The sequence below is a fragment of the Micromonospora sp. URMC 105 genome (assembly GCF_051386295.1).
GTDB lineage: Bacteria > Actinomycetota > Actinomycetes > Mycobacteriales > Micromonosporaceae > Micromonospora.
The window spans coordinates 1-21,244 of the sequence record NZ_JBPQTL010000064.1; the positions used below are offsets into that span (position 1 = coordinate 1).

18 protein-coding genes and 1 pseudogene are annotated in these 21,244 nt (G+C 74.9%); 8 read left to right on the forward strand and 11 right to left on the reverse strand.

The genetic code is table 11. From position 1 onward, the window contains the following. Positions 1-216 precede the first annotated feature (216 nt). Together ACSNN7_RS19765 and ACSNN7_RS19770 are read right to left on the reverse strand one after the other, a co-directional pair. Positions 217-3,099: a helix-turn-helix transcriptional regulator gene (locus tag ACSNN7_RS19765; RefSeq protein ID WP_436682329.1), complete on the reverse strand. Its 2,883-nt coding sequence runs from the start codon at positions 3,097-3,099 to the stop codon at positions 217-219. 167 nt (positions 3,100-3,266) lie between these two features. After that, positions 3,267-3,437, reverse strand: coding sequence for a hypothetical protein (locus ACSNN7_RS19770; RefSeq protein WP_436682331.1), 171 nt, complete (start codon positions 3,435-3,437; stop codon positions 3,267-3,269). A 195-nt stretch (positions 3,438-3,632) separates the two neighbouring features. Here ACSNN7_RS19770 and ACSNN7_RS19775 point away from each other — a divergent pair, with 195 nt between their 5' ends. After that, positions 3,633-4,322 carry a DUF4191 domain-containing protein gene (locus ACSNN7_RS19775; protein ID WP_436682332.1) on the forward strand — a complete coding sequence of 230 codons (690 nt, stop codon included), beginning with the start codon at positions 3,633-3,635 and terminating at the stop codon, positions 4,320-4,322. An 83-nt stretch (positions 4,323-4,405) separates the two neighbouring features. Here ACSNN7_RS19775 and ACSNN7_RS19780 read toward each other — a convergent pair whose 3' ends face one another. Then, complete coding sequence (locus tag ACSNN7_RS19780; RefSeq protein WP_436682334.1) at positions 4,406-4,807, reverse strand: RDD family protein; 402 nt, start codon at positions 4,805-4,807, stop codon at positions 4,406-4,408. Between the two features lie 253 nt (positions 4,808-5,060). On the opposite strand from ACSNN7_RS19780, the gene glnA reads away from it, so the two are divergent. Beyond that, entirely contained in the window at positions 5,061-6,485 is a 1,425-nt protein-coding gene (glnA, locus tag ACSNN7_RS19785) for a type I glutamate--ammonia ligase (RefSeq protein WP_436682335.1), read from the forward strand. Positions 6,486-6,641: 156 nt separating this feature from the next. Here the strand turns inward: glnA and mptB (ACSNN7_RS19790) are convergent, their stop codons facing one another. Together mptB (ACSNN7_RS19790) and mptB (ACSNN7_RS19795) are read right to left on the reverse strand one after the other, a co-directional pair. After that, complete coding sequence (gene mptB, locus ACSNN7_RS19790; RefSeq protein ID WP_436682337.1) at positions 6,642-8,120, reverse strand: polyprenol phosphomannose-dependent alpha 1,6 mannosyltransferase MptB; 1,479 nt, start codon at positions 8,118-8,120, stop codon at positions 6,642-6,644. Between the two features lie 14 nt (positions 8,121-8,134). After that, entirely contained in the window at positions 8,135-9,544 is a 1,410-nt protein-coding gene (gene mptB, locus ACSNN7_RS19795; protein WP_436682338.1) for a polyprenol phosphomannose-dependent alpha 1,6 mannosyltransferase MptB, read from the reverse strand. A 35-nt stretch (positions 9,545-9,579) separates the two neighbouring features. Here mptB (ACSNN7_RS19795) and ACSNN7_RS19800 point away from each other — a divergent pair, with 35 nt between their 5' ends. Next, complete coding sequence (locus ACSNN7_RS19800; RefSeq protein ID WP_436682339.1) at positions 9,580-11,157, forward strand: hypothetical protein; 1,578 nt, start codon at positions 9,580-9,582, stop codon at positions 11,155-11,157. A 28-nt stretch (positions 11,158-11,185) separates the two neighbouring features. Here ACSNN7_RS19800 and ACSNN7_RS19805 read toward each other — a convergent pair whose 3' ends face one another. Next, entirely contained in the window at positions 11,186-11,785 is a 600-nt protein-coding gene (locus tag ACSNN7_RS19805) for a helix-turn-helix domain-containing protein (RefSeq protein ID WP_436682367.1), read from the reverse strand. 104 nt (positions 11,786-11,889) lie between these two features. On the opposite strand from ACSNN7_RS19805, the pseudogene ACSNN7_RS19810 reads away from it, so the two are divergent. Together ACSNN7_RS19810 and ACSNN7_RS19815 are read left to right on the forward strand one after the other, a co-directional pair. After that, positions 11,890-12,843: pseudogene (locus ACSNN7_RS19810) on the forward strand (NAD(P)/FAD-dependent oxidoreductase); the annotation flags it as partial. Positions 12,844-12,954: 111 nt separating this feature from the next. After that, entirely contained in the window at positions 12,955-13,575 is a 621-nt protein-coding gene (locus tag ACSNN7_RS19815; protein ID WP_436682369.1) for a class I SAM-dependent methyltransferase, read from the forward strand. Between the two features lie 7 nt (positions 13,576-13,582). Here ACSNN7_RS19815 and ACSNN7_RS19820 read toward each other — a convergent pair whose 3' ends face one another. Together ACSNN7_RS19820 and ACSNN7_RS19825 are read right to left on the reverse strand one after the other, a co-directional pair. After that, positions 13,583-16,594: a bifunctional [glutamine synthetase] adenylyltransferase/[glutamine synthetase]-adenylyl-L-tyrosine phosphorylase gene (locus ACSNN7_RS19820; protein WP_436682340.1), complete on the reverse strand. Its 3,012-nt coding sequence runs from the start codon at positions 16,592-16,594 to the stop codon at positions 13,583-13,585. Between the two features lies 1 nt (position 16,595). Beyond that, positions 16,596-17,363: a type 1 glutamine amidotransferase gene (locus ACSNN7_RS19825; RefSeq protein WP_436682341.1), complete on the reverse strand. Its 768-nt coding sequence runs from the start codon at positions 17,361-17,363 to the stop codon at positions 16,596-16,598. Between the two features lie 79 nt (positions 17,364-17,442). Here ACSNN7_RS19825 and ACSNN7_RS19830 point away from each other — a divergent pair, with 79 nt between their 5' ends. Beyond that, positions 17,443-18,378 (forward strand): S66 peptidase family protein, encoded by a 936-nt coding sequence (locus tag ACSNN7_RS19830; RefSeq protein WP_436682342.1) that lies wholly within the window; start codon positions 17,443-17,445, stop codon positions 18,376-18,378. A 169-nt stretch (positions 18,379-18,547) separates the two neighbouring features. Continuing rightward, entirely contained in the window at positions 18,548-19,006 is a 459-nt protein-coding gene (locus ACSNN7_RS19835) for a hypothetical protein (RefSeq protein WP_436682343.1), read from the forward strand. Between the two features lie 223 nt (positions 19,007-19,229). Here the strand turns inward: ACSNN7_RS19835 and ACSNN7_RS19840 are convergent, their stop codons facing one another. Then, a complete protein-coding gene (locus tag ACSNN7_RS19840; RefSeq protein ID WP_436682344.1) occupies positions 19,230-19,442 on the reverse strand; it encodes a hypothetical protein in 213 nt (70 codons plus the stop codon). Positions 19,443-19,576: 134 nt separating this feature from the next. On the opposite strand from ACSNN7_RS19840, the gene ACSNN7_RS19845 reads away from it, so the two are divergent. Next, the gene (locus ACSNN7_RS19845) at positions 19,577-19,972 is read left to right on the forward strand and encodes a hypothetical protein (protein WP_436682345.1); all 396 of its coding nucleotides are present in this window, start codon (positions 19,577-19,579) and stop codon (positions 19,970-19,972) included. A 62-nt stretch (positions 19,973-20,034) separates the two neighbouring features. Here the strand turns inward: ACSNN7_RS19845 and ACSNN7_RS19850 are convergent, their stop codons facing one another. Together ACSNN7_RS19850 and ACSNN7_RS19855 are read right to left on the reverse strand one after the other, a co-directional pair. Beyond that, the gene (locus ACSNN7_RS19850; protein WP_436682346.1) at positions 20,035-20,406 is read right to left on the reverse strand and encodes a hypothetical protein; all 372 of its coding nucleotides are present in this window, start codon (positions 20,404-20,406) and stop codon (positions 20,035-20,037) included. A 136-nt stretch (positions 20,407-20,542) separates the two neighbouring features. Continuing rightward, positions 20,543-21,109, reverse strand: a complete 567-nt coding sequence (locus ACSNN7_RS19855) for a GNAT family N-acetyltransferase (protein WP_436682347.1) — start codon at positions 21,107-21,109, stop codon at positions 20,543-20,545. Positions 21,110-21,244 lie beyond the last annotated feature (135 nt).

The following is a 21,244-nucleotide window of genomic DNA, read 5'->3' on the forward strand; positions in this document are numbered from 1 at the left end:
CACGCCCGGCTGCACGCCCGCTACGCCGCCGCCATCGAGGCGCAGCCGCATCTGGTCGCCGCCGGCCGCGCCCAACTCACTCCCCCAGACCACCACGCTCTCCCCAAGACGTCGCCTCGCGGCCAAGGACAGCCGTGCACTTTCGGAGAAAGCGTGGCCTCGTGGCCGGACATAGCCACGCCTTCTCTGAAAGTGCGCCCCTGATGGGGTGGGGGGTCAGGGTGGGGTGAGGAGGTTGAGGCGGTGGGCGAGGGCAGCCGCTTCGACCCGGTTGGTGACGTCCAGCTTGGCGATGATCCGCGAGACGTGCACGCTGGCGGTCTTCGGCGAGATGAACAACCGCTCGGCGATCCGGCTGTTGCTGTGCCCCTCGGTGACCAGCCGCAGCACCTCCCGCTCCCGGGCGGTGAGCAGGTCCGCGCCGGGACGGCCCCGGGTCGCCCCGCGCAGGCCGACCCGGCGGGCCAGGGTGGCGGCCTGCTCGGCCAACGGCGCCGCACCCAACCGCTGCGCGATCTCGGCGGCCTCCGCCACCGCCTCGGCCACCTCGTCCCGCTCGCCCGCCGCGGCGGCCGCCTCGGCCAGCGCCAGCAGCGCCCGGCCCAGCGGGTACGGCTGGCCGTCGGCCCGCCACGCCGCGACCGCCGTACGCCAGGCCGGCAGCGCCCGCCCGCCGGCCGACAGCAGCGCGGCGACCTGGGCCGCGTACGCCCGCTCGGCGGGCTGCCGGGCGGGCAGCTCGGCGGCGAGCGCGGCGACCGCGGCGGACAACTCCCGGTCGTCGACCCGGGCGGCGGTGCGGGCGACGGCGCTGAGCACCGGCCACCCCTCCCGGGGCAGGTGCGGCAGGCGGTCGTCGGCCAGCGCGGCGCGGGCCGCGCGGAGCGCCTCGATTTTGTCGTCGGCGGCCAGCGCCGCCTCGATCCGCAGCTCGTGCAGGGGCAGCCGGTGGTTCGGCCACAGGTACGGCCGGGCGAGGAAACCCAACGCGCGGCCGACCAGCTCGTCGGCGGCCGGGTGGGCCCGGGCCAGCCGCAGCCCGGCGCGCAGCTGGAGCCAGTGCAGGCCGGAGACGCCGGCCGGGTCGATCCGGGCGGCGTCGGCGCACGCCGCGTCGGCCTCGTCCCAGCGGCCCAGGGCGAGCAGCGCCTCGGCCTGGTTGGACAGCAGGTACGCCCCGGTGGAGCGGCTGATGCCGACCCGGCGCGCCTCGGCCACCCCGGCGGCGGCCGCCTCGGCGGACTCGGCGTAGTGGCCCAGCTCGAACAGCACGTCGGAGAGGTGGACCAGCGCGCTGACCAGCGCGGGCGCGTTGCCGGCGGCGCGGGCCAGCGCCTCGGCCCGGCGCAGCTCGGCCAGCCCGAGGTCCGGGGCCTGGTCGGTGCGGCAGAGCATGGCGATCCGGGTGGGCAGCAGGGCGAGGTCCTCGCCGACCGCCTCGGCGACCGTGCGCGCCTCGGCGGCGACCTCGGCGGCCAACTGCGGGTCGATCTTCTTCAGGTGCGCGGCGATGTCGGCGAGCAGCCGCACCCGCTCCGGTCCGTCCGGCACCCGGCCCGCCAGCCGGTACGCCTCGCGCAGCTCGGTGCTGCCGTCGCTCTTGCCGAGCAGGGCGAGCAGCCGTCCCCGCCGGCCCAGCAGCCGGGCGGCGCGCAGCGGCGCGGCATCTGCATCCACCTCGGACAGCGCGGCCCGGGTGAGGGTGGCCGCCCGGCTGTAGTCGCCGGCCGTGGTGGCGGCGTCCAGGGTCTCCTCCAGCACCGCCAGGTGGTCCATGCCGAGCCGGTCGGCGGCGTCGGGCACCAGCTCCCACAGCTCCAGCACCCGCTCCAGCAGCCGGCTCTGCTCCGCGTACGCGTACCGGTCGGCGGCGGCGCACGCCGCGGCGCGGGCGGAGACCAGGGCCCGCGGGTGGTCGTGGGCGGCGTACCAGTGGTGGGCGAGCTCGGCCGGGGCGCGGCCGGCGGCGACCAGATGCGGCTGCGCCTCGATGGCGGCGGCGTAGCGGGCGTGCAGCCGGGCGTGCTCGCCGGGCAGCAGCTCGTCGTGGACGGCCTCGCGGACCAGGGCGTGCCGGAACTCGTAGTCGCCGTCCGGGTCGGCGACGACCAGCTGCGCGGCGACGGCCGCGCGCAGCGCGTCCTCCAGCTCGGCTTCGGGCAGGCCGGCGACCTCGGCGAGGAGCTGGTGGGCGAAGCGGGTGCCGCCGGCGGCGGCGATGCGCAGCACCCGCTGCGCGGCGTCGGGGAGCCGGTCGACCCGGGCCAGCAGCAGGTCGCGCAGGGTCTCCGGCAGGGTGGCGCAGCCGATCGGCCCGCCGGCCGCGGCCAGTTCCTCGATGAAGAACGGGTTGCCCTGGGTGCGTTCGTGGACGTCGTCGACGGCCCGCGCGGCCGGCTCGGCGCCGAGGATGTCGGCGAGGATCGCGGCGGTGCCGTCCCGGTCGAGGCGGCCCAGCTCGATCCGCTCGACGCTGCGGGCCCGGTCCAGCTCGGCCAGGAACGGCCGCAGCGGGTGGCCCCGGTGCAGCTCGTCGGTGCGATACGTGCAGACCAGCAGCACCCGGGCGGTGCGGGCGGCCCGGACCAGGAAGCCGATCAGGTCGCGGGTCGACCGGTCGGCCCAGTGCAGGTCCTCGATGACGAGCACCAGCGGCTGGTCGGCGGCGAGCCGGTGGAACAGCTCCCCGACCAGGTCGAACAGGTAGCCCCGGGGGGCGTCGGAGAGGGCCGGCCCGACCGGCGCGGCGGCGACCGGTCCCCGGGCCAGCTCGGGCAGCAGGCGGGCGAACTCCGGCTCGTACCCGTCGAAGACGCCGGGACCGTCGCGGCGCAGCACCTCGCGCAGCGCGGCGGCGAACGGCGCGAAGGGCAGGCCGGCCTCGCCCAGTTCCAGGCACTGGCCGACCAGCAGCCGGGCGCCGGTGGCGCCGGCCAGCGCGCCGAACTCCTCCAGCAGCCGGGTCTTGCCGACGCCGGCCTCGCCGCCGACCAGGACGGTGGTGGGCTCCCCGGCCCGGGCCCGGTCCAGGGCGGTACGCAGCGAGCCGACCTCGCCCTGGCGGCCGACGAGGACGGTGCTGGCGGCGCGTACGGTCACGGCACCGAGCATGCCACGCGCGCCGCCGGCACCGGCCCCACCGACCGGGCGGTCCGGTGCCGCCGCCCCGGCAGGACCGCTCGTCGTCCGCCGGGCGACGGTCGGGTCGCCCGCCCCCGCAGCGGCCGGACCGCTGCCCACCGCCACTACGGCGGTGGCCACGGCCGTCACCGGCGGGCGGCGTCGGTGCGGCCCGGGCGGGTGCGGCGGCCGAGCCAGCTGCGGCCGTGCGGGCGCGGCAGGGACCGGGCGAGCCGGGCCGCCTCGGCGTCGGCCTGCAGCTCGGCGGCGAGGCTGCGGTGGATGGCGAGGAGGAAGTCTGCGTCGTTGCCGAACATGTCGGGCTCCTTCGGTGGGTCGTCGTGCGCTGACGTCGACTTTCCGCGCGAAGGTGCCGCCGGGGCATGGGGACAGCGCCTGATCTTCGGCCCTGCGCCCTCCTTACCCGGGCCGGAAACGGCCGCTGAGGCGACGTAAGGTACTCAGTCGGGCGCGGATCATCCGGGCCGACGGCGACCACTAGACTCTCGGGTATGGCAAAGCCCCAGGAGAAGGTCTCGTTCGGCCAGCGGCTGAAGCAGATCGGGATGGTGTTCCGGTTCACCGCCAAGCAGGACAGGTGGTTCGCGCCGCTGACCGCCGCGGCGGTGCTGATCCCGCTCGCGCTGACCGCGGTCGCGGTGATCCTCTGGGGCTGGCTCTGGCTGCCGGTGGGCATCCTGATCACCCTGCTCGCCGTGCTGATCGTGCTCAACCTGCGGTCCAACAAGGCGATGATGAACGCCGCCGAGGGGCAGCCCGGCGCGGCGGCACAGATCATGGAGAGCATGCGCGGCGACTGGCGGGTCACCCCGGCGGTCAGCTCCACGACCCAGATGGACATGGTCCACCTGGTGATCGGCCGCCCCGGCGTGATCCTGCTGGCCGAGGGGAACCCGCAGCGGGTGCGGGGCCTGCTCGGCCAGGAGAAGCGCCGGCTGGCCAAGGTGATCGGCTCGGCGCCGCTCTACGACTACGTGATCGGCCAGGGCGAGGGCGAGCTGCCGATCCGCAAGCTGCGGATGACCCTGATGCGGCTGCCGCGCAACCTCCAGGGCAAGGACGTCAACGCACTGGACAAGCGGCTCAAGGCGCTCACCGCGCGCCCGCAGATGCCGAAGGGCGCGATCCCGAAGAACATGCGGCCGCCGCGCGGCGCGTTCCGCCAGTCGCGGGGCCGCTGACCTCCGCCGTACGCATCAGGAGCCGGGCCCCCTGCGGGCCCGGCTCCTGCGTCTTTCCCGCCCTGAAGAAGGCGGGCGGAAGGTCAGGGGCGGGATGCGTCGGCGATGACGGAGCCGGCGAGGCGGTCGTGCAGGCCGCGCCGGTGCTGGTCCATGAGCAGGGCCGGGACCACCAGGGCGAGCAGCAGGCCGCGCAGCAGGGCACGGAGCAGCCCGATCCGGCCGCCGTCGGTCCAGTCGAGGCAGCGGACCCGGGTGATGAACATGCCCGGGGTCTGCCCGAACAGCCCGAGGAAGAAGCCGTACTCCAGGATCAGCACGACGACCGGCGCCCAGCCGTCGCGGACCGGGTCGGCGAAGATGTTGGACGCCAGCAGGCAGAGCACCCAGTCGATCACCAGCGCGCCGAAGCGGCGGCCGAGGCTCGGGGGCGTGAAGGCGGCGTCCGCGGCGGGCGGCACCGGTACGGCGGCGGGGCTGGTCACAGCGGTCAAGGGTAGCGGGGCGCCCGGTGGCTCCGGGATCGGCACGCATCGTCGAAACGGGCCAACCGCATCAATCAGCCACGCATCCGTCCAGCGGGTAAGGTCCGAACGTGACCTACTGGGGGCTGAGCGGCGCGGATGACGCTGCGCGAGCGACGTAACACGGCGGAAACAGACGAGACACGGCCGGGCAACCGCGCGGTCATAGCGTCGCCAGTGCCCAGCCAGCGGAGTGGACGTGCCAGGAGGACGTGTGTTTGCCAATCCCGAGGAACTCCTGCGATACCTCAAGAACGAGGACGTGAAGTTCGTCGACGTACGTTTCTGTGACCTGCCCGGCGTGATGCAGCACTTCAACCTGCCGGTCGAGTCCGTCGACGACGACCTCCTCACCGACGGCCTCGCGTTCGACGGCTCGTCGATCCGCGGCTTCCAGGCGATCCACGAGTCGGACATGCTCCTGCTCCCGGACGTCGCCACCGCCTTCATCGACCCGTTCCGCACGCAGAAGACCCTCGCGCTGAACTTCTTCATCCACGACCCGTTCACCCGCGAGGCGTACTCCCGGGACCCGCGCAACGTGGCGAAGAAGGCCGAGGCGTACCTCGCGGCGAGCGGCATCGCCGACACGGCGTACTTCGGCGCCGAGGCGGAGTTCTACATCTTCGACTCGATCCGCCACGAGACCTCCGCCCACCAGTCGTACTACTACATCGACTCGATCGAGGGCGCGTGGAACACCGGCCGTGAGGAGCAGGGCGGCAACCGCGGCTACAAGACCGCCTACAAGGGCGGCTACTTCCCAGTGCCCCCGGTGGACCACTACGCCGACCTGCGCGACAGCATGGTCCGCCGCCTCATCGACGCCGGCTTCACCGTCGAGCGCTCGCACCACGAGGTGGGCACCGCCGGCCAGTCGGAGATCAACTACAAGTTCTCCACGCTGCTGCAGTCGGCCGACCAGCTCCAGCTCTTCAAGTACCTGATCAAGAACGAGGCCTGGGCCGCCGGCAAGACCGCCACCTTCATGCCGAAGCCGCTCTTCGGCGACAACGGCTCCGGCATGCACACCCACCAGAGCCTCTGGCTCAACGGCGAGCCGCTGTTCTACGACGAGACCGGCTACGCCGGCCTGTCGGACATGGCCCGCTGGTACATCGGTGGCCTGCTGCACCACGCGCCGTCGCTGCTGGCCTTCACCAACCCCACGGTCAACTCGTACCGCCGGCTGGTGCCGGGCTTCGAGGCGCCGGTCAACCTGGTCTACTCCCAGCGCAACCGCTCCGCCTGCACCCGCATCCCGGTCACCGGCAGCAACCCGAAGGCCAAGCGCGTCGAGTTCCGGGTCCCGGACCCGTCCAGCAACCCGTACCTCGCCTTCTCGGCGATGATGATGGCCGGCCTGGACGGCATCAAGAACAAGATCGAGCCGCCGGCGCCGATCGACAAGGACCTGTACGACCTGCCGCCGGAGGAGTGGGGCGACGTCAAGCAGGTGCCGGGCTCGCTGCCCGCCGTGCTCGACGCCCTCGAGGCCGACCACGACTACCTGCTCGACGGCGGCGTCTTCACCCCGGACCTCATCTCGACCTGGGTGAACTGGAAGCGGGCCAACGAGGTCGACCCGGTGCGCCTGCGCCCGACCCCGCACGAGTTCGCCATGTACTTCGACTGCTGACCCAGTCGTCCGACACCGGCCGGGCCGGCTCCGCGATCGCGGAGCCGGCCCGTTCGTCGTCAGGGGGACGGCCCCCGCCTGGACCCGGCCTCCCGTTTGCGGCGTGTCGGGTTGTCCGCCGGCGCGGACAGCCCGACACACCGCAAACGGGGTGGATCAACGCCGGGCCGCGGGAGGCGGGGCGGGGCGGTGGTGGCGGCGCCAGGCCCAGGTCGCGAGCGCCACCACCAGCAGTGTCATCGCGATCGCTCCCGGGGCCTTGGTGTAGCGGGCCACCGACGTGCCGCCCGGCAGGGCCAGGAAACAGGCCACCGCGCTGGGCAGCACGAACCAGGTGGTCCGGGCCGCCGAGACGGCGAGCACCAGCAGCGGCCAGGTCGCGTACCAGGGGTGGAAGACCGGGGCCAGGACGACCGTGGCGGCCAGCGCGACCCCGGCGGCGGAGAGGGTCACCCGGGGGCGGGCCGCGGCCAGCCGGTGCACCCGCTGCCGGACGTCGTTGAGGGCGCGCAGCGCCGTCCAGGACCGCCACCAGAGCAGCACCAGCAGCGCTGCGAGCAGCACCAGCGCCACCGCCCGGGCGACCGGCACCGCCCCCGGCTCCCGCCCGGCCCACTCCCCCACGTAGTCCACGACGACCCCGACGGCGGTGGGCGGGGATGTCCACTGCTCGGTGTCGCCGCTGCGGGCCAGGCCGGCGAGCCAGCCGAGGCCGAGGCCGGACAGCGCCGAGGTGGCGGCCAGCGCGGCCAGCACCCCGCCGGCCAGCCAGCCGGTGTCCCGCAGCAGCGCGCGCGGGGTGTAGCGGCCGAGCACCGCCGCGAGGGCCGCGAACGGCAGCACCACCACGGCGGTGGCCTTCACCGTCACCGCCAGCCCGAGCAGCACCCCGGCGACCAGCAGCGCCTTCGGCTTGCCGGGCAGCCGGACCAGCACCAGCAGGGCGAGCAGGAGCAGCCCGAGCAGCACCGCGTCGTTGTGCGCGCCGGCCACCAGGTGCACCCCGACCAGCGGGCAGGCCAGCGCCAGCCAGGCCGCCCGGGCGGTCGGCACCCCGGCGGCGCGGGCCAGCCCGGGCAGGCAGAGCGCGGCCAGCAGCACCCCGGCCAGCGCGACCAGCCGCAGCAGCACCACGGTGCCGGCCAGGCCGCCGCCGAGAGTCGCGGCCAGCGCGGCAAGCAGCACGAAGAACGGGCCGTACGGGGCGGGGGTGTCCCGCCAGATCGGGGCCACCGAGTCCACCCAGGGACAGCCGGCCGCCGCCACCCCCATTTCGTACGGGTCGTGACCGGCGGCGTACGACCAGCCCTGGCAGGCGTACGAGTAGACGTCCCGGCTGCCCAGCGGCGGCGCGGCCAGCAGCGGCAGCAGCCACAGCCCGGCGGTGAGGTACGCCCACCGGGTCGACGGCGCGCCCTGGCGCAGGGACCACCAGGCCCCGACCAGCAGCGCCGTGCCGAGCAGCCAGCAGCCCAGCGCCCACGGCCCGTACGCGGCGCGCCAGGGGTCGGCGGGCGGGATGTCGGGCAGCGCCCCGCCCAGCCATCCGGCGACGGTGAGCAGCACCGCACCGGCCAGGCCGGCGTACCGGGCGAGCCGGGCGCGGACGGCGGACGGCGGCCCGGGCTCGGTCACCGGCAAACCTCTCCTCAGTCCGCGGGGGCCGGCCGGCGGGCCGCCCGAGCCGACCGTACCAACCGGACGGCCACCACGATCACCAACAGCGTCATCAGCGGCGCACCGGGCATCTTGGTGTACCGGGCCAGGCCGGTGCCGTCGGCCAGCACCAGGAACGACGACACCAGCGCGATCAGCGAGAACCAGCCGGTGCGCCGCGCGGTGGCGGCCAGCACGGTCAGCGGCCACATCCAGTACCAGGGGTGGAAGAGCGGGGACAGGGCCACCGTGGCGGCCAGTGCCAGCCCGGCGTGCCAGAGCGGGTCCCGGGTGCGGGCCCGCCACCACAGCCACACCAGCAGCACGAGGAGGACCAGCACGCCGATCGCCCTGGTCACCGGCAGCGCGTCGATGTGCGCGCCGAAGAGCGCCGCCACGTACCCGACCGTCTGCCCGACGGCGGTGGACGGCGAGGTCCAGGCGATCACCAGGCTGCCCTGCTCCAGCCCGCTGATCCAGCCGAAGCCCAGGCCCGCCGCGAAGGTCGCCGCGGCCGCCGCGGCGAGCGCCCCGCCGACCACCGGGCCGCCGTCGCGGATCAGCGTCCGGATCCGGTACGGCCCGGACATCGCGGCCAGCGCGGCGAACGGCACCACCACCAACGCGGTGATCTTCACGGCGGCGGCGAGCCCGAGCAGCACTCCCCCGGCCAGCAGCGCCCAGTGCCGGCCGGGCCGGGAGGCCACCACCGCCAGCCCGGCGATCATCAGGCCGACCATCAGCGCGTCGTTGTGCGCGCCGGAGACCAGGTGCACGCCGACCAGGGGGGACGCCAGCGCCAGCCAGAGCGCCCGCGGCACCGGGACCCCGCAGCGGCGGGCCAGCGCCGGCAGGCACCAGGCGGTCAGCGCCAGCCCGGCCAGCGCCAGCAGCCGGAACAGCACGGCGGCGGCGGTGAGCGAGCCGGTGACCTTCACGATCGCGCCGGAGATCATCACGAACAGCGGCCCGTACGGCGCGGGGGTGTCCCGCCAGATGTACGAGATGGTGTGCAACCACGGGCAGGGCAGCGCGGAGACGCCCTGCTCGTACGGGCTGATTCCGGCCGCGTAGCTGGCGCCCTGGCAGGCGTACGCGTAGACGTCCCGGCTACCCAGCGGCGGCGCGACCAGCAGCGGGACCAGCCAGAGCCCGGCGGTGACCAGCGCCCAGCGGGCGGACGGCACCCGGTCGCGCAGCGACCACCAGGCCCACGCCATGAGGCCGGTGCCGACCAGCCAGAGGCCGATGATCAGCGGGCCGTGACGCCCCTGCCAGATGCTGACCGGCGTGGGGCGCAGGTCCCCGTCGGGCAGCGCGCCACCGAGGTACGCGGCGACGGCGAGCAGCGCCGAGCCGGCCAGTCCGATCCAGCGAGCGAGGTGGTGAGGCACGCCGGACATGCTGCCAGTACCGTGGTCGCGGATCGGAGGTGGGCATGCGGGGCAGCAGGGTGGTGGCGCTGGCCGCCGTCTGCGCCGCCGTGGCGGGCGGGGTGTGGCTGGCCCTGCCGCCGACGGGTTCGGACCTGTCCGCCCAGGTGGCGCGGGCCGACTTCTTCGCCGCGCACGGCACCGCCCTGGTCGACCTGCGCTGGTACGCCGGCATCCACCCGCTCGGCTACAGCCTGGTCTCCCCGCCGCTGATGGCCGCTTTCGGGGTCCGCGTCACCGGTGTCCTCGCCCTGGTCGCGGCGGCCACCGCGTTCGCCGCGCTGCTGGTGCGCACGCCGGTGCCCCGTCCCCTGCTCGGCAGCCTGGTCGGGGTGCTCACCATCACCGGCAACCTCGTCTCCGGCCGGGTCACCTACGCCCTCGGCGTGGCGTTCGGGCTGGCCGCGCTGCTCGCGCTGACCCTGCCGGCGCACGCCCCGCCCGCCCGCCGCTGGGTACGCCCGGCCCTGGTCGCGGCCGGCGCGCTGCTGGCCTCGGCGACCAGCCCGGTCGCCGGGCTCTTCGTCGGCCTGGCCGGCGCGGCACTGCTGCTCACCCGCCGGTACGCCGACGGCCTGCTGCTCGGCGTCGCCGCCGCGCTGCCGCTGGGGGTGACCGGGCTGCTCTTCGGCGAGGGCGGCTGGATGAACATCAGCCGCACCGACACGCTGCGGGCGGTGCTGACCAGCCTGGTGGTGGCGGCGCTGGTGGCGTACCGGCCGGTGCGGGTGGGGGCGCTGCTGTCGGCGGCGGGGGTGCTGGCGGCGGCGCTGGTGCACACCCCGGTCGGGTTGAACGCCACCCGGCTGGTGGTGATGTTCGCGCTGCCGGTGCTGGCCGCCGCCGCCCGGCCACCCCGCCGGCTGACCGCCGCGTTCCGGCGGGCCCGGACGGCGGGCGGGGTGGCGCTCGCCGCGCTGCTGGTGGCGGTCTGCGCCTGGCAGCCGCCGGTGGTCGCCGCCGACCTGCGCAGCGTGGACGACCCGACCGCCGCCCGGTCGTTCTTCGCCCCGCTGCGGGCCGAGCTGGCCCGGCGGGGGCTCACCGGCCGGGTGGAGGTGCCGCCGACCCGGAACTACTGGGAGGCCGCGCGGCTCGGGGAGGTGCCGCTGGCCCGGGGCTGGCTGCGGCAGGCCGACATCGACCGCAACCCGCTCTTCTTCACCACCGTGCCCGGGGCCGCCGGTACCGGCGTGCCGCTGACCGCCGACAGCTACCGGGCCTGGCTGGCGGAGAACGCGGTGCAGTACGTGGCCGTCCCCGACGCCCCGCTCTCCTGGGTGGGCCGGCGCGAGGCCGAACTGGTCACCGCCGGGCTGCCGTACCTGACCCAGGTCTGGTCCGACGAGCGGTGGCGGCTGTACGAGGTGGCCGACCCGGCGCCGCTCGTGGGCGCCCCCGGCGAGCTGGTCCGCCAGGACGCCGCCTCGCTGACGTTCCGCACGTCGGCTGCCGGCCCGGTTCCGGTCCGGGTGCGGCACACCCGCTGGCTGACCGCCTCCGGCGGCGCGACCGTCGTCGCCGACGGGGACTGGACCACGGTCGTCGTGCCGCGCGCCGGCACGTACACCCTGGGCGGGTGACCGGCCCGCGGCCCAGCCGCGGCCGGGGCTACCGTGATTCGGAGCGGACCGGGGAGGGGCGGGCGCGGACGTGCAGCCGCTCCCCCTGCGGCCCGAAGAGGCTGAGGATCTCCAGCGGGCGGTCGTACGGGTTGCCGAACCAGTGCGGCGTACGGGTGTCGAACTCGGCGACCTCCCCCGCCTCCAGGGTCAGCTCGTGCCGGCCGAGCAGCAGCCGGCACCGCCCGGAGAGCACGTAGAGCCACTCGTACCCCTCGTGGACCTGCTGCTCGGGCTCCCCCGGCCGCCCGCCGGGCGGGTAGATCATCTTGTAGGCCTGCACCCCGCCGGGACGGCGGGTCAGCGGCACGATGGTGACCCCGTTGCGGACCACCGACCGGAGGTTCACCCGGGGGTCTCCGGTCTCCGGCGCGCCGACCAGGTCGTCCAGCGGCACCTGGTGGAAGCGCGCCAGCGGGAGCAGCAGCTCCAGCGTGGGGCGGCGGCCGCCGGACTCCAGCCGGGACAGGGTGCTCACCGAGATGCCGGTGGCGGCGGAGAGCTGGGCCAGCGTCACGGCGCGCTGCTGGCGCAGCGCCCGCAGGCGGGGCCCGACCGCCGTCAGCACCTCGTCCTCGGCCGCGTCCACCGTCGGGTCGTTTGCCATGTCGGCAACGATACTTGTCGGCTCGGCGAACGGCGTGGACGATCCGGAGCGGTGGCGGGACGGACCCGCCGGGAGGGGGCAGGACGATGCGCGAGCAGCGGATCTACGACGTGGTGGTGGTCGGCGGCGGCGCGGCGGGGCTCAGCGGCGCGCTCACCCTGGGCCGGTCCCGCCGGTCGGTGCTGGTGGTCGACGGCGGGGCACCGCGCAACGCCCCCGCCGACGGCGTGCACAACTACCTGACCAGCGAGGGTGTCGCCCCCGCCGAGCTGTACAAGACGGGCCGGGCCGAGGTCGCCGGGTACGGCGTCGAGATCGTCGACGGCACGGTCACCGGCGCGCAGCGGATCGAGGGCCCGGGCGGGGCGCGGTTCGACGTGGAGCTGGCCGACGGGCGGCGGGTGCGGTCGCGGCGGCTGCTGGTCACCACCGGGCTGGTCGACGAGCTGCCCGCGATCCCCGGGCTGGCGCAGCGGTGGGGCCGGGACGTGCTGCACTGCCCGTACTGCCACGGCTGGGAGGTGCGGGACCAGGCCGTCGGCGTGCTCGCCACCGGGCCGATGGCCACCCACCAGGCGCTGCTGTTCCGCCAGCTCACCGACGACGTGGTGGTGTTCACGCACACCGGCGCGCCGCTGCCCGCCGAGCAGGCGGAGCAGCTCGCCGCCCGGGGCGTACGGGTGGTGGCGGGCGAGGTGACGGCGCTGGAGGTGACCGACGACCGGCTCACCGGCGTACGGCTGCGCTCCGGCGAGCTGGTCGCCCGGCAGGCGCTGGTGGTGGGGCCGGCGTTCACCGCGCGGGCCGAGCTGCTGGCCGGTCTCGGGCTGACCACCAGCCAGTTCACCGTCGGTGAGCACGTTCTCGGCGACCACGTCGCCGCCGACGCGTCCGGGGCGACCGCGGTGCCGGGTGTCTGGGTGGCCGGCAACGTGACCGACCCGCAGGCCACCGTGATCGCCGCCGCGGCGGCGGGGATGAAGGCCGGCGCGGCCCTCAACGCCGACCTGATCGCCGAGGAGACCGCCCAGGCGGTCGCCCTGCGTGCCCGCGCGGGCGCGCACACCGGTGCGCACCGTCACGCGGCGTCCGGCGCACACGACCACGCCGGAACCGGCTCGCACGACCACGCCGCGCCCGACGCCGACGCCGTGGACGCCGAGACGGCGCGGCACTGGGACGAGCTGTACCAGCGGCGGGAGCGGATCTGGAGCGGGCGGGCCAACCCGCACCTGGTCGACGTCGTCGGGTCACTGCCGGCCGGTACCGCGCTGGACCTGGGCTGCGGCGAGGGAGGCGACGCCGTCTGGCTGGCCGGTCGCGGCTGGCGGGTGACGGCGGTGGACGTCTCCGCCACCGCTCTCGACCGGGCGGCGGCCGAGGCGGCGCGGGCCGGCGTGGCGGAGCGGATCGACTTCCAGCGGCACGATCTCACCCGGACCTTCCCTGAGGGCGAGTACGACCTGGTCTCCGCGCAGTTCCTCCAGTCGCCGCTGGAGTTCCCCCGGGCGGAGGTGCTCCGGGCGGCGGCGCGGGCGGTGGCACCCGGGGGCCGGCTGCTGATCGTCGAGCACGGCGAGGTCCCGCCGTGGTCCCGGCTGGCCCACCCGGACGTGCACTTCCCCACGCCGGAGGAGACGCTGGCCGAGCTGGACCTGGACCCGGACGGGTGGCACACCGAGCGGCTGGACGCGCCCCGGCGCGCGGTCACCGACCCGGACGGGCAGCCGGCCACCCTGGTCGACCACCTGGTGCTGGTGCGCCGCCGCTGACCGCGGCTCAGCCCTCCAGCACCCGTTCCATCGCCGACCGGGAGCGGCGGGCGGTGCGCAGGTACTCGTCGAGGAACTCGCCGGGGTCGTCCCGGCCCAGCAGCCGGACGACCCCGGCCAGCTCCACGCCGTGCCGGGGCAGCTGGTCACCGGCGCGGCCCCGGACCAGCATGAGCGCGTTGCGGACCTGCGCGGCGAGCGTCCAGCCGGCGGCCATCTCGGCGGCGTCCGCCGGGTCGACCAGGCCGGCGTCGCGGGCCGCCGCCAGCGCGTCGAGGGTACGGGTGCCGCGCAGCTGCGGGTACGCCCCGGCGTGCCGGAGCTGGAGCAGCTGCACCGCCCACTCGACGTCGGCCAGGCCACCCCGCCCGAGCTTGGTGTGGGTGGCCGGGTCGGCGCCCCGGGGCAGCCGCTCGTTCTCCACCCGGGCCTTGATCCGGCGGATCTCCACGATCTGCTCGCGGCTCAGCCCGTCCACCGGCCAGCGGACCGGCTCGACCAGCGCCTCGAACTCCGCGCCCAGGTCGGTGTCGCCGCAGACGAACCGGGCCCGCAGCAGCGCCTGCGCCTCCCACACCTTCGACCAGCGGGCGTAGTACTGCGCGTACGCGGCGAGGCTGCGGACCAGCGGTCCCTGCCGGCCCTCGGGGCGCAGGTCGGCGTCGACGCCGAGCGGCGGGTCGGGGGCGGGCATGCCGAGCAGCCGGCGCATCTCCTCGGCGATGCCGTGCGCGGCGGCGCCGGCGGCCCGCTCGTCGGACCCGGCGGGCTGGTCGTAGACGAAGAGCACGTCGGCGTCGGAGAGGTAGTTCGGCTCGTACCCGCCGAGCCGGCCCATCCCGATCACGGCGAACCGCAGCCCGGGCGGCCCCGGCTTGGCGGCCCGCGCGGTACGCAGCGCGGCGGCGAGCGTGGCGTCGGCGACGTCGGCCAGCGCGGTGCCGACCCCGGTGACGTCGGCCAGGGACACGGGCTGCGCACCTCGATCCGGGCGCGGGGCGAGCCCGCCGGCCCGGCTGAGCAGGTCGGCGCAGGCGATCCGGACCAGCTCCCGCCGGCGCAGCGCGCGGACCGCCCGGATCGCCTGCTCCGGGTCGGGGTAGCGGGCCGCGGCGGCGGCGAAGCCGTCGCAGAGCACTTCCCGGGTACGCGCGGCCAGCTCGCTCTCCTCGGCCAGCAGGCGCAGTGCCTCGGGCTCCCGGGCCAGCAGGTCGGCGGCGTACCGGGAGGAGGAGAGCACCCGGGCCAGCCGGCGGGCCACCGGGCCTTCGTCGCGCAGCAGCCGCAGGTACCACGGGGTGCTGCCGAGCTTGTCGGAGACCTGCCGGTAGTTGAGCAGGCCCCGGTCCGGCTCGGGGGCGTCGGCGAACTCGCTGAGCAGCACCGGCAGCAGGGTGCGCTGGATGGCGGCCGTACGGCTGACCCCGCCGGTGAGGGCCTGGAGGTGGCGCAGCGCCCCGGCGGGGTCGGCGAAGCCGAGGATCTCCAGCCGGTGCCGGGCCGCCTCCGGGGTGAGCCGCAGCCCGTCGGCGGGTACCCGGGCCACCGACTCCAGCAGCGGCCGGTAGAGCAGCTTGGCGTGCAGCCGGCGTACCTCGGTGGCGTGGGCGACCCACTCGGCGCGGAAGCTCTCCACGGCGCTGCGGCCCGGCGTGGCGGTGTAGCCCAGCGCGGCGGCGAGCCAGCGCAGCGCGGCCGGATCGGTCGGCACGGTGTGGGTCCGGCGCAGGCCCTGGAGCTGGAGCCGGTGCTCGACGGCGCGCAGGAAGCGGTACCCGCGCAGCAGCGCCTCGCCGTCGGCGCGGCCGACGTAGCCGCCCGTGACGAGCGCGCGCAGCGCCGGGATGGTGCCGGGCACCCGCAGCGACTCGTCGCCCCGGCCGTGCACCAGTTGCAGCAGCTGGACGGCGAACTCGATGTCGCGCAGCCCGCCCGGCCCGCGCTTGATCTCGCGTTCCAGCTCCTTCGGCGGGATGTTGTCGATGATCCTGCGGCGCATGGCCCGCACGTCGGAGACCGCCTCCGGCCGCTCGGCGGCGGTCCAGACCAGCGGGGCGAGCGCCTCGATCCACTCCCGGGCCAGGGCCAGGTCGCCGGCGGCCGGCCGGGCCTTGAGCAGGGCCTGGAACTCCCACGTCCGGGCCCAGCGCTGGTAGTAGGCCAGGTGGCTGGCGAGGGTGCGCACCAGCGGCCCTCGGTTGCCCTCCGGGCGCAGCGCGGCGTCCACCGGCCAGGCGACCAGCCCGCAGACGCCGATCAGCCGGGCGGCGACCGTGGTGGCGACGGTCAGGTCCGCGTCGTCGGCGGCCACGAAGATCACGTCGACGTCGGAGACGTAGTTCAGCTCGTCACCGCCGCACTTGCCCATCGCGACCACCGCGAGCCGGGGCCGGGGCGTGCCCGCGGGCAGCTCGTCGACGGCGATCTCGTACGCCGCCGCCAGGGTCGCGTCGGCCAGCGCGGAGAGCGCGGCCATGGTCTGCTCCAGGCCGCGCCCGCCGGTCAGGTCGGCCGCCGCGATCCGCAGCAGCGCCAACCGGTACGCCTGCCGCAGCACCGCCACCGGCGCGGTGGCGGCGGTCAGCCGCCCGGCGGCGGCGAGGTCCAGCCGGCCGTCGGCGGTGGGCGCGAGCCCGTCCGGCGCGGTGGACAGCACCGTCCACTGCTCCGGGTTGGCGACCAGGTGGTCGCCGAGCGCCGACGAGGCGCCGAGCACGGCGACCAGCCGGCGGCACAGCCCCGGATCGGCGTGCACCGCGTCCAGCAGGGCGGGCGGGTCGACGCTCCGGCGCTCCGCCTCGACCAGGCGGTGCAGCTGGCGCAGGGCCAGGTCCGGGTCGGCGGCCCGGGAGAGCGCGGCCAGCAGCTCGGCGCCCCGCTCGTCGACGGGCTCCTGCTCCTCGACGCGCCACAGTCCGAGGCCGTCCGGGCCGAGCAGGTCGGCCGCGCGGGCGCCGCCGTCGGACTGCGCGGCGCCGAAGCCGTACCGGGCGAGCCGTCCCCTGGCCGGTCTGGTCATCTCACTGCCCGAGCAGCGGCAGGCTGCGCCGGGGGGCGTCGTCGTCCAGCTCGCCGAGGGCCAGCGCCGCGAAGCGGACGGCGAACGGCTGCCAGACCTCCTCCACGTCGGCCATCACCCGGTCGCAGGCGGCGACCACCAGCTCCGGGTCGTAGCCGAGCTCGGCCAGCACGTCGGAGTCCCGGGCCCAGTCGGCGATCATCGCGGTGTCGCACTCGATGTGGAACTGCAACCCCCAGGCCCGGTCGCCGAGGCGGAACGCCTGATGCGGATAGCGGGTCGAGGCCGCCAGCAGGGTGGCGCCCCGGGGCAGCTCGGTGATCTCGTCGGTGTGCCACTGCAGCACGTCCGGGATCAGTGGCACGTACCGGAACAGCGGGTCGGCGTCGGCGGCGTCCCGCTTGCCGACCACGCCGGGGCCGATCTCCGGCCCGGACGGGCTCCGCTCCACCAGGCCGGCGTGCGCGGTGGCGAGCAGCTGCCCGCCGAGGCAGACGCCGAGGGTCGGCACCCGGTACCGGACCGCCTTGCGCAGCAGCCCCTCCAGCGCGGGGAACCAGGGCGCGCCGGGACTGCCGTCGGGCAGCGGGTACGCCTGCTGCTCGCCGCCGAGCACCACCAGCGCGGCGTACCCCTCCAGGTCGGCGGGGAGTTCGTCGCCGGCGTGCGGGCGGAGCACCCGCAGGTCGAGACCCCCCTCGGTCAGCCACTCCCCCAGCCGGCGGAGGTCGTCGGTCGGGTCGTTCTCGATCACCAGCGCGGTCGCCACGTGTCGAGGCTAGCGGGTGCGCCGTCGCCGGCCCGGAACGGCTCGGCCACCGTCACGACGCCGACTAGGCTCTGCCGCTGTGATCACCGACGAATGCCTGCGCCCACCGGTCCTGCACCCCGGCGACACGGTGATGCTCGTGTCGCCCTCCGGGCCCACCCGGCCCGAGCGGGTGGCCCGGGGAGTCGAGCTGCTGACCGGCTGGGGGCTGCGGCCGGTGCTGGCGCCGAACGCGTACGCCCGGCAGGGCTACCTGGCCGGCGACGACGCGCAGCGCGCCGCCGACCTGAACGCCGCGTTCGCCGACCCGGAGGTGCGCGGGGTGATCTGCACCCGGGGCGGCTACGGCGCGCAGCGGGTGGTCGACCTGATCGACATGGCCGCGGTACGGCGGGACCCGAAGGTGGTCGCCGGCTTCTCCGACATCACCGCGTTGCAGCTCGCGCTCTGGCGGGGCGCCCGGCTGGCCGGCGTGCACGGCCCGGGGGCGGCCTGGCTGGACGAGCGGACCCCGCTGCGCTCGGCGGAGTCGCTGCACGCCGCGCTGATGACCACCGAGCCGGTGACGGTCGCCGCCGCTCCGGACGAGGAGACCTTCGCCGTGCGGGTGCCCGGCCGGGCGGTCGGTCCGCTGCTCGGCGGCAACCTCTGCCTGATCACCGCCTCGATCGGCACCCCGGACATGCCGGACCTGACCGGCGCGGTGCTGCTGATCGAGGAGGTGCAGGAGCCGCCGTACAAGGTCGACCGGATGCTGACCCACCTGCGCCGGGCGGGCGTGCTGGACGGCATCGCCGGGGTGGCGGTCGGCCAGTTCACCGAGTGCGCCGACGGCTGGGACACCACGATCGTCGACGTGCTCACCGAGCGCCTGGGCGATCTCGGCGTCCCGGTCCTCGGCGGCCTCCCGGTCGGCCACGGCGTCGGTCAGCTCACCGTCCCGGTCGGCACCCCCGCCACCCTCGACGCCGACACCGGCACCCTCACCGTCACCCCCGCCGTCCGGCCCCGGTGATCAAGAAGTTTGCGTCCGGGAGAGCGCCGCCCGGCGACGCAAACTTCTTGATCACCTGGCGGGAGGGTGGGATTTTCAGCTGAGGGACAGGGTCGGCACGGGTGCGGTCCAGGTTTGGTGGTCACTGTCGGTGAGGTCATCGCACCAACCACCGATCACTGGAGGACTGATGTCCCGCACGATGTCGAAGAAGCACCTGCTGGCCGGGCTCGCCGCCGCCGGAGTGCTCGGCGTGGGGATCGCCGCCCCCACGGTGGCCTTCGCCGAGGACGCCACCCCGACGCCGGGCGCCGGCAGCAGCGCCGAGCAGGGCACCGACCGGCAGCAGCAGAAGGCCGCCCGCCAGGGCGAGTTCGCCGAGGCGCTGGCCAAGGAGCTCGGCGTGCCTACCGAGAAGGTGACCGCCGCGCTGGAGAAGCTGCACGAGCAGCGCACGGCCGACCGCCCGGAGCGCCCCTCCGCCGAGGACCGGCGGGCCGCCCTCAAGGACCGGCTGGCCCAGGCGGTCGAGGACGGCAAGCTCACCCAGGAGCAGGCCGACGCCATCACCAAGGCCGTCGAGGCCGGCGTCTTCCCGGGCCCGGGCGGCCGCGGCCACCACGGCGGCATGGGTACGCCCGGCAAGTGACCCGGGTGGCCTCGCCGTGCTGCCTCCCCCGGCCGTTCCTCTCCTCTCGGCCGGTCACCGGCGGGGCCACCCCGCACCACCGCACGCCCCGCCGCTTCGAGTGGCGGGGCCGTCCCCAAGCGACGAGCTGCACTCACGTGCCGATGGCAGTGCGCGCGCAGGCGGACCAGATCAAGCGGTCACAGGTGGAGCAGCGTCGGTCGAGGGAGACTCGTCAACCGGGTCAGTTCCAGGGATCGGCGTTGGGATTCTCGCCGAGCAGCCGCGCGCTCTCCAGGCACAGGTCCTCGCCGAACAGCTGGTTGCCGCGGGAGTCGGTGCCCCATGCGTCGTCGGCGCAGGCAGCGATGGCGCGCCAGGTGCAGCCTTCAGCCCGCCATTGCCTGACTTGCCGCGCGATGTCCATGGTCAAGGTCAGCTCCCACGCCTCCAGCACGCGCCGAATCTACGCTGAGCGTCTTGGACGTCGCCGCGTGAGCGTCCGGATCTGCCGGAGAGGTCGTCGCAGTACCGAGACCGAGCGAGCGGGAGTTGTTGACCACCAGACGGCCGCCGGTCACCATGCGGGGCATGATCCATCAGCCCGCTGATTCGAGCACCTGCGCGGTCCGGATGGCCACTCGGCAGTGGCGGAGTGTCAACGGTGTCCTGGACAACGTGGTCAACGTCGAGGCCGAGAATGGTGACCCGCACGGTCTCATAGCGACCGGAATCCAGATTCTTCGCGAAGGCTGGCGCCAGACCTCTGGCTGGACGCCGGAGACAACAGGCGCCGGCAACTGGCCGCCCGACGATCAAGAGGTGACGGTGTCGCTGACCGGTGCGCAATGGAGCTACGTCATCTCCTGCCTGGACCGGTGGTACGACGTTGAACGCTTCGGGGGTGCGAGCACGAGTTCCGAGTTACCCCTGATCCGGGAACTCGTGATCAGCCAAGCGCAGGCTTGTCTGCCAGGGCAGCTCTGAATCGGCGTTTCCAACCGTGCGCCACGGACGCACTCGTCTGCCGCGAAGTGTTCACGGGCAGGTCAGTCGAACCAGTTGAACAGCAGGTCACCAAGCCGGCCCGGACGGTGGTAGGTGACGTCCCGCCGTTCTTCGTCGGTAAGCAGCCGGAGGTACCGATCCTCGATCGGTTGCTCCAGCTCCGCCCCGGTGGCGACCCGCAACCCCGCTCGGCGATAGATCTCCCCGCCTGGGACGTCAGCGAACAACAGGCTGATCAGACGAGGATCTCGCTGTTGAGCTGCAGCGACCAGGGCGGCCGCGGAGTTGAGAAGAATGCACAAAGGCTTGCCGTCACCGAGTCGCACACTGATCCGGTAGTAGTTCCGGCCGACTGTTGGTTCCTCGGCCGAGGTGGTGACCGCACCACCGGCTCCTCTGATGCTCTCGTACACCGAGGCCAGCCATGTGGCACACGCCGCCCGGTCAGGGCGCGGTGCGGTCACTCCGGCTCGTAGCAGATCGGCAATGGGCACACCGGGCATCATGCTGCTTCGAAATGAGGAGCGGGGCGAGCTGTGTCCGGCGTGTTCAGCGCTCGGTCAGCGCAGTCACGGCTTCCTGGGACAGCTGCCGATCGCTGTAGAGCAGCCGAACGGCCGAGGCGTCCGGATTTCCCGCGTCCGCGCCGCGCCAGGCCAGCCTGAGCCCGATACGCTCGACAACCCGCCGAGACCGTTCGTTGCCCTCCAACAGGTAGGCGGTCATGGGCAGGTCGGCGCGCAGAACTTGCGCCGCCGTCGTCGCTGCTGCGCTGATCTCCTGCGCATAGCCCTGTCCCCAGAAGTCTGGAACAAGGCGAAAGCCGAGATTCCACGCGACGCCGTAGCGGACGAAGCAGCCCCCGATGCCGACGAAGGTGTTGTCCGCACCGTAAGCCATCCACATTCCGAGGCCGTCACGGCGCCACGCCGCACACCAGTTGTCGGCCATCCGCTCGGTCTGCTCGACCGTGTCGTGGCGACTCAGCGGGTCGGGCCCCCACACTCGTGGGTCGGCGTAGAGCGCGAACAGCTCCGGTACGTCCGCCCGGCTCGGCTTTCGAAGGATCAAGCGGTCGGTCGCGACGGCGTCAGCCGCACCCTCGGGATCAGGCACGCGCTCATCGTGAGCCAAGCGAGGAGGCATTCCAAGCCATATACCGGCGTGCGACGCCTGCGTTCTCACTTACCCAACCGACTGAGCTCTCCTGTCGCCGTCCGTCCGTTGAGGTTGGCCACAACAGGGTCTGGT

Bases quoted from the DNA above. Each gene is read 5' to 3' on its own strand.
- ACSNN7_RS19770 (WP_436682331.1), bottom strand. From the start codon at position 3,437: ATGTTCGGCAACGACGCAGACTTCCTCCTCGCCATCCACCGCAGCCTC.
- ACSNN7_RS19775 (WP_436682332.1), top strand. From the start codon at position 3,633: ATGGCAAAGCCCCAGGAGAAGGTCTCGTTCGGCCAGCGGCTGAAGCAG.
- mptB (WP_436682338.1), bottom strand. From the start codon at position 9,544: ATGTCCGGCGTGCCTCACCACCTCGCTCGCTGGATCGGACTGGCCGGC.
- ACSNN7_RS19800 (WP_436682339.1), top strand. From the start codon at position 9,580: ATGCGGGGCAGCAGGGTGGTGGCGCTGGCCGCCGTCTGCGCCGCCGTG.
- ACSNN7_RS19820 (WP_436682340.1), bottom strand. From the start codon at position 16,594: ATGACCAGACCGGCCAGGGGACGGCTCGCCCGGTACGGCTTCGGCGCC.
- ACSNN7_RS19835 (WP_436682343.1), top strand. From the start codon at position 18,548: ATGTCCCGCACGATGTCGAAGAAGCACCTGCTGGCCGGGCTCGCCGCC.
- ACSNN7_RS19845 (WP_436682345.1), top strand. From the start codon at position 19,577: ATGATCCATCAGCCCGCTGATTCGAGCACCTGCGCGGTCCGGATGGCC.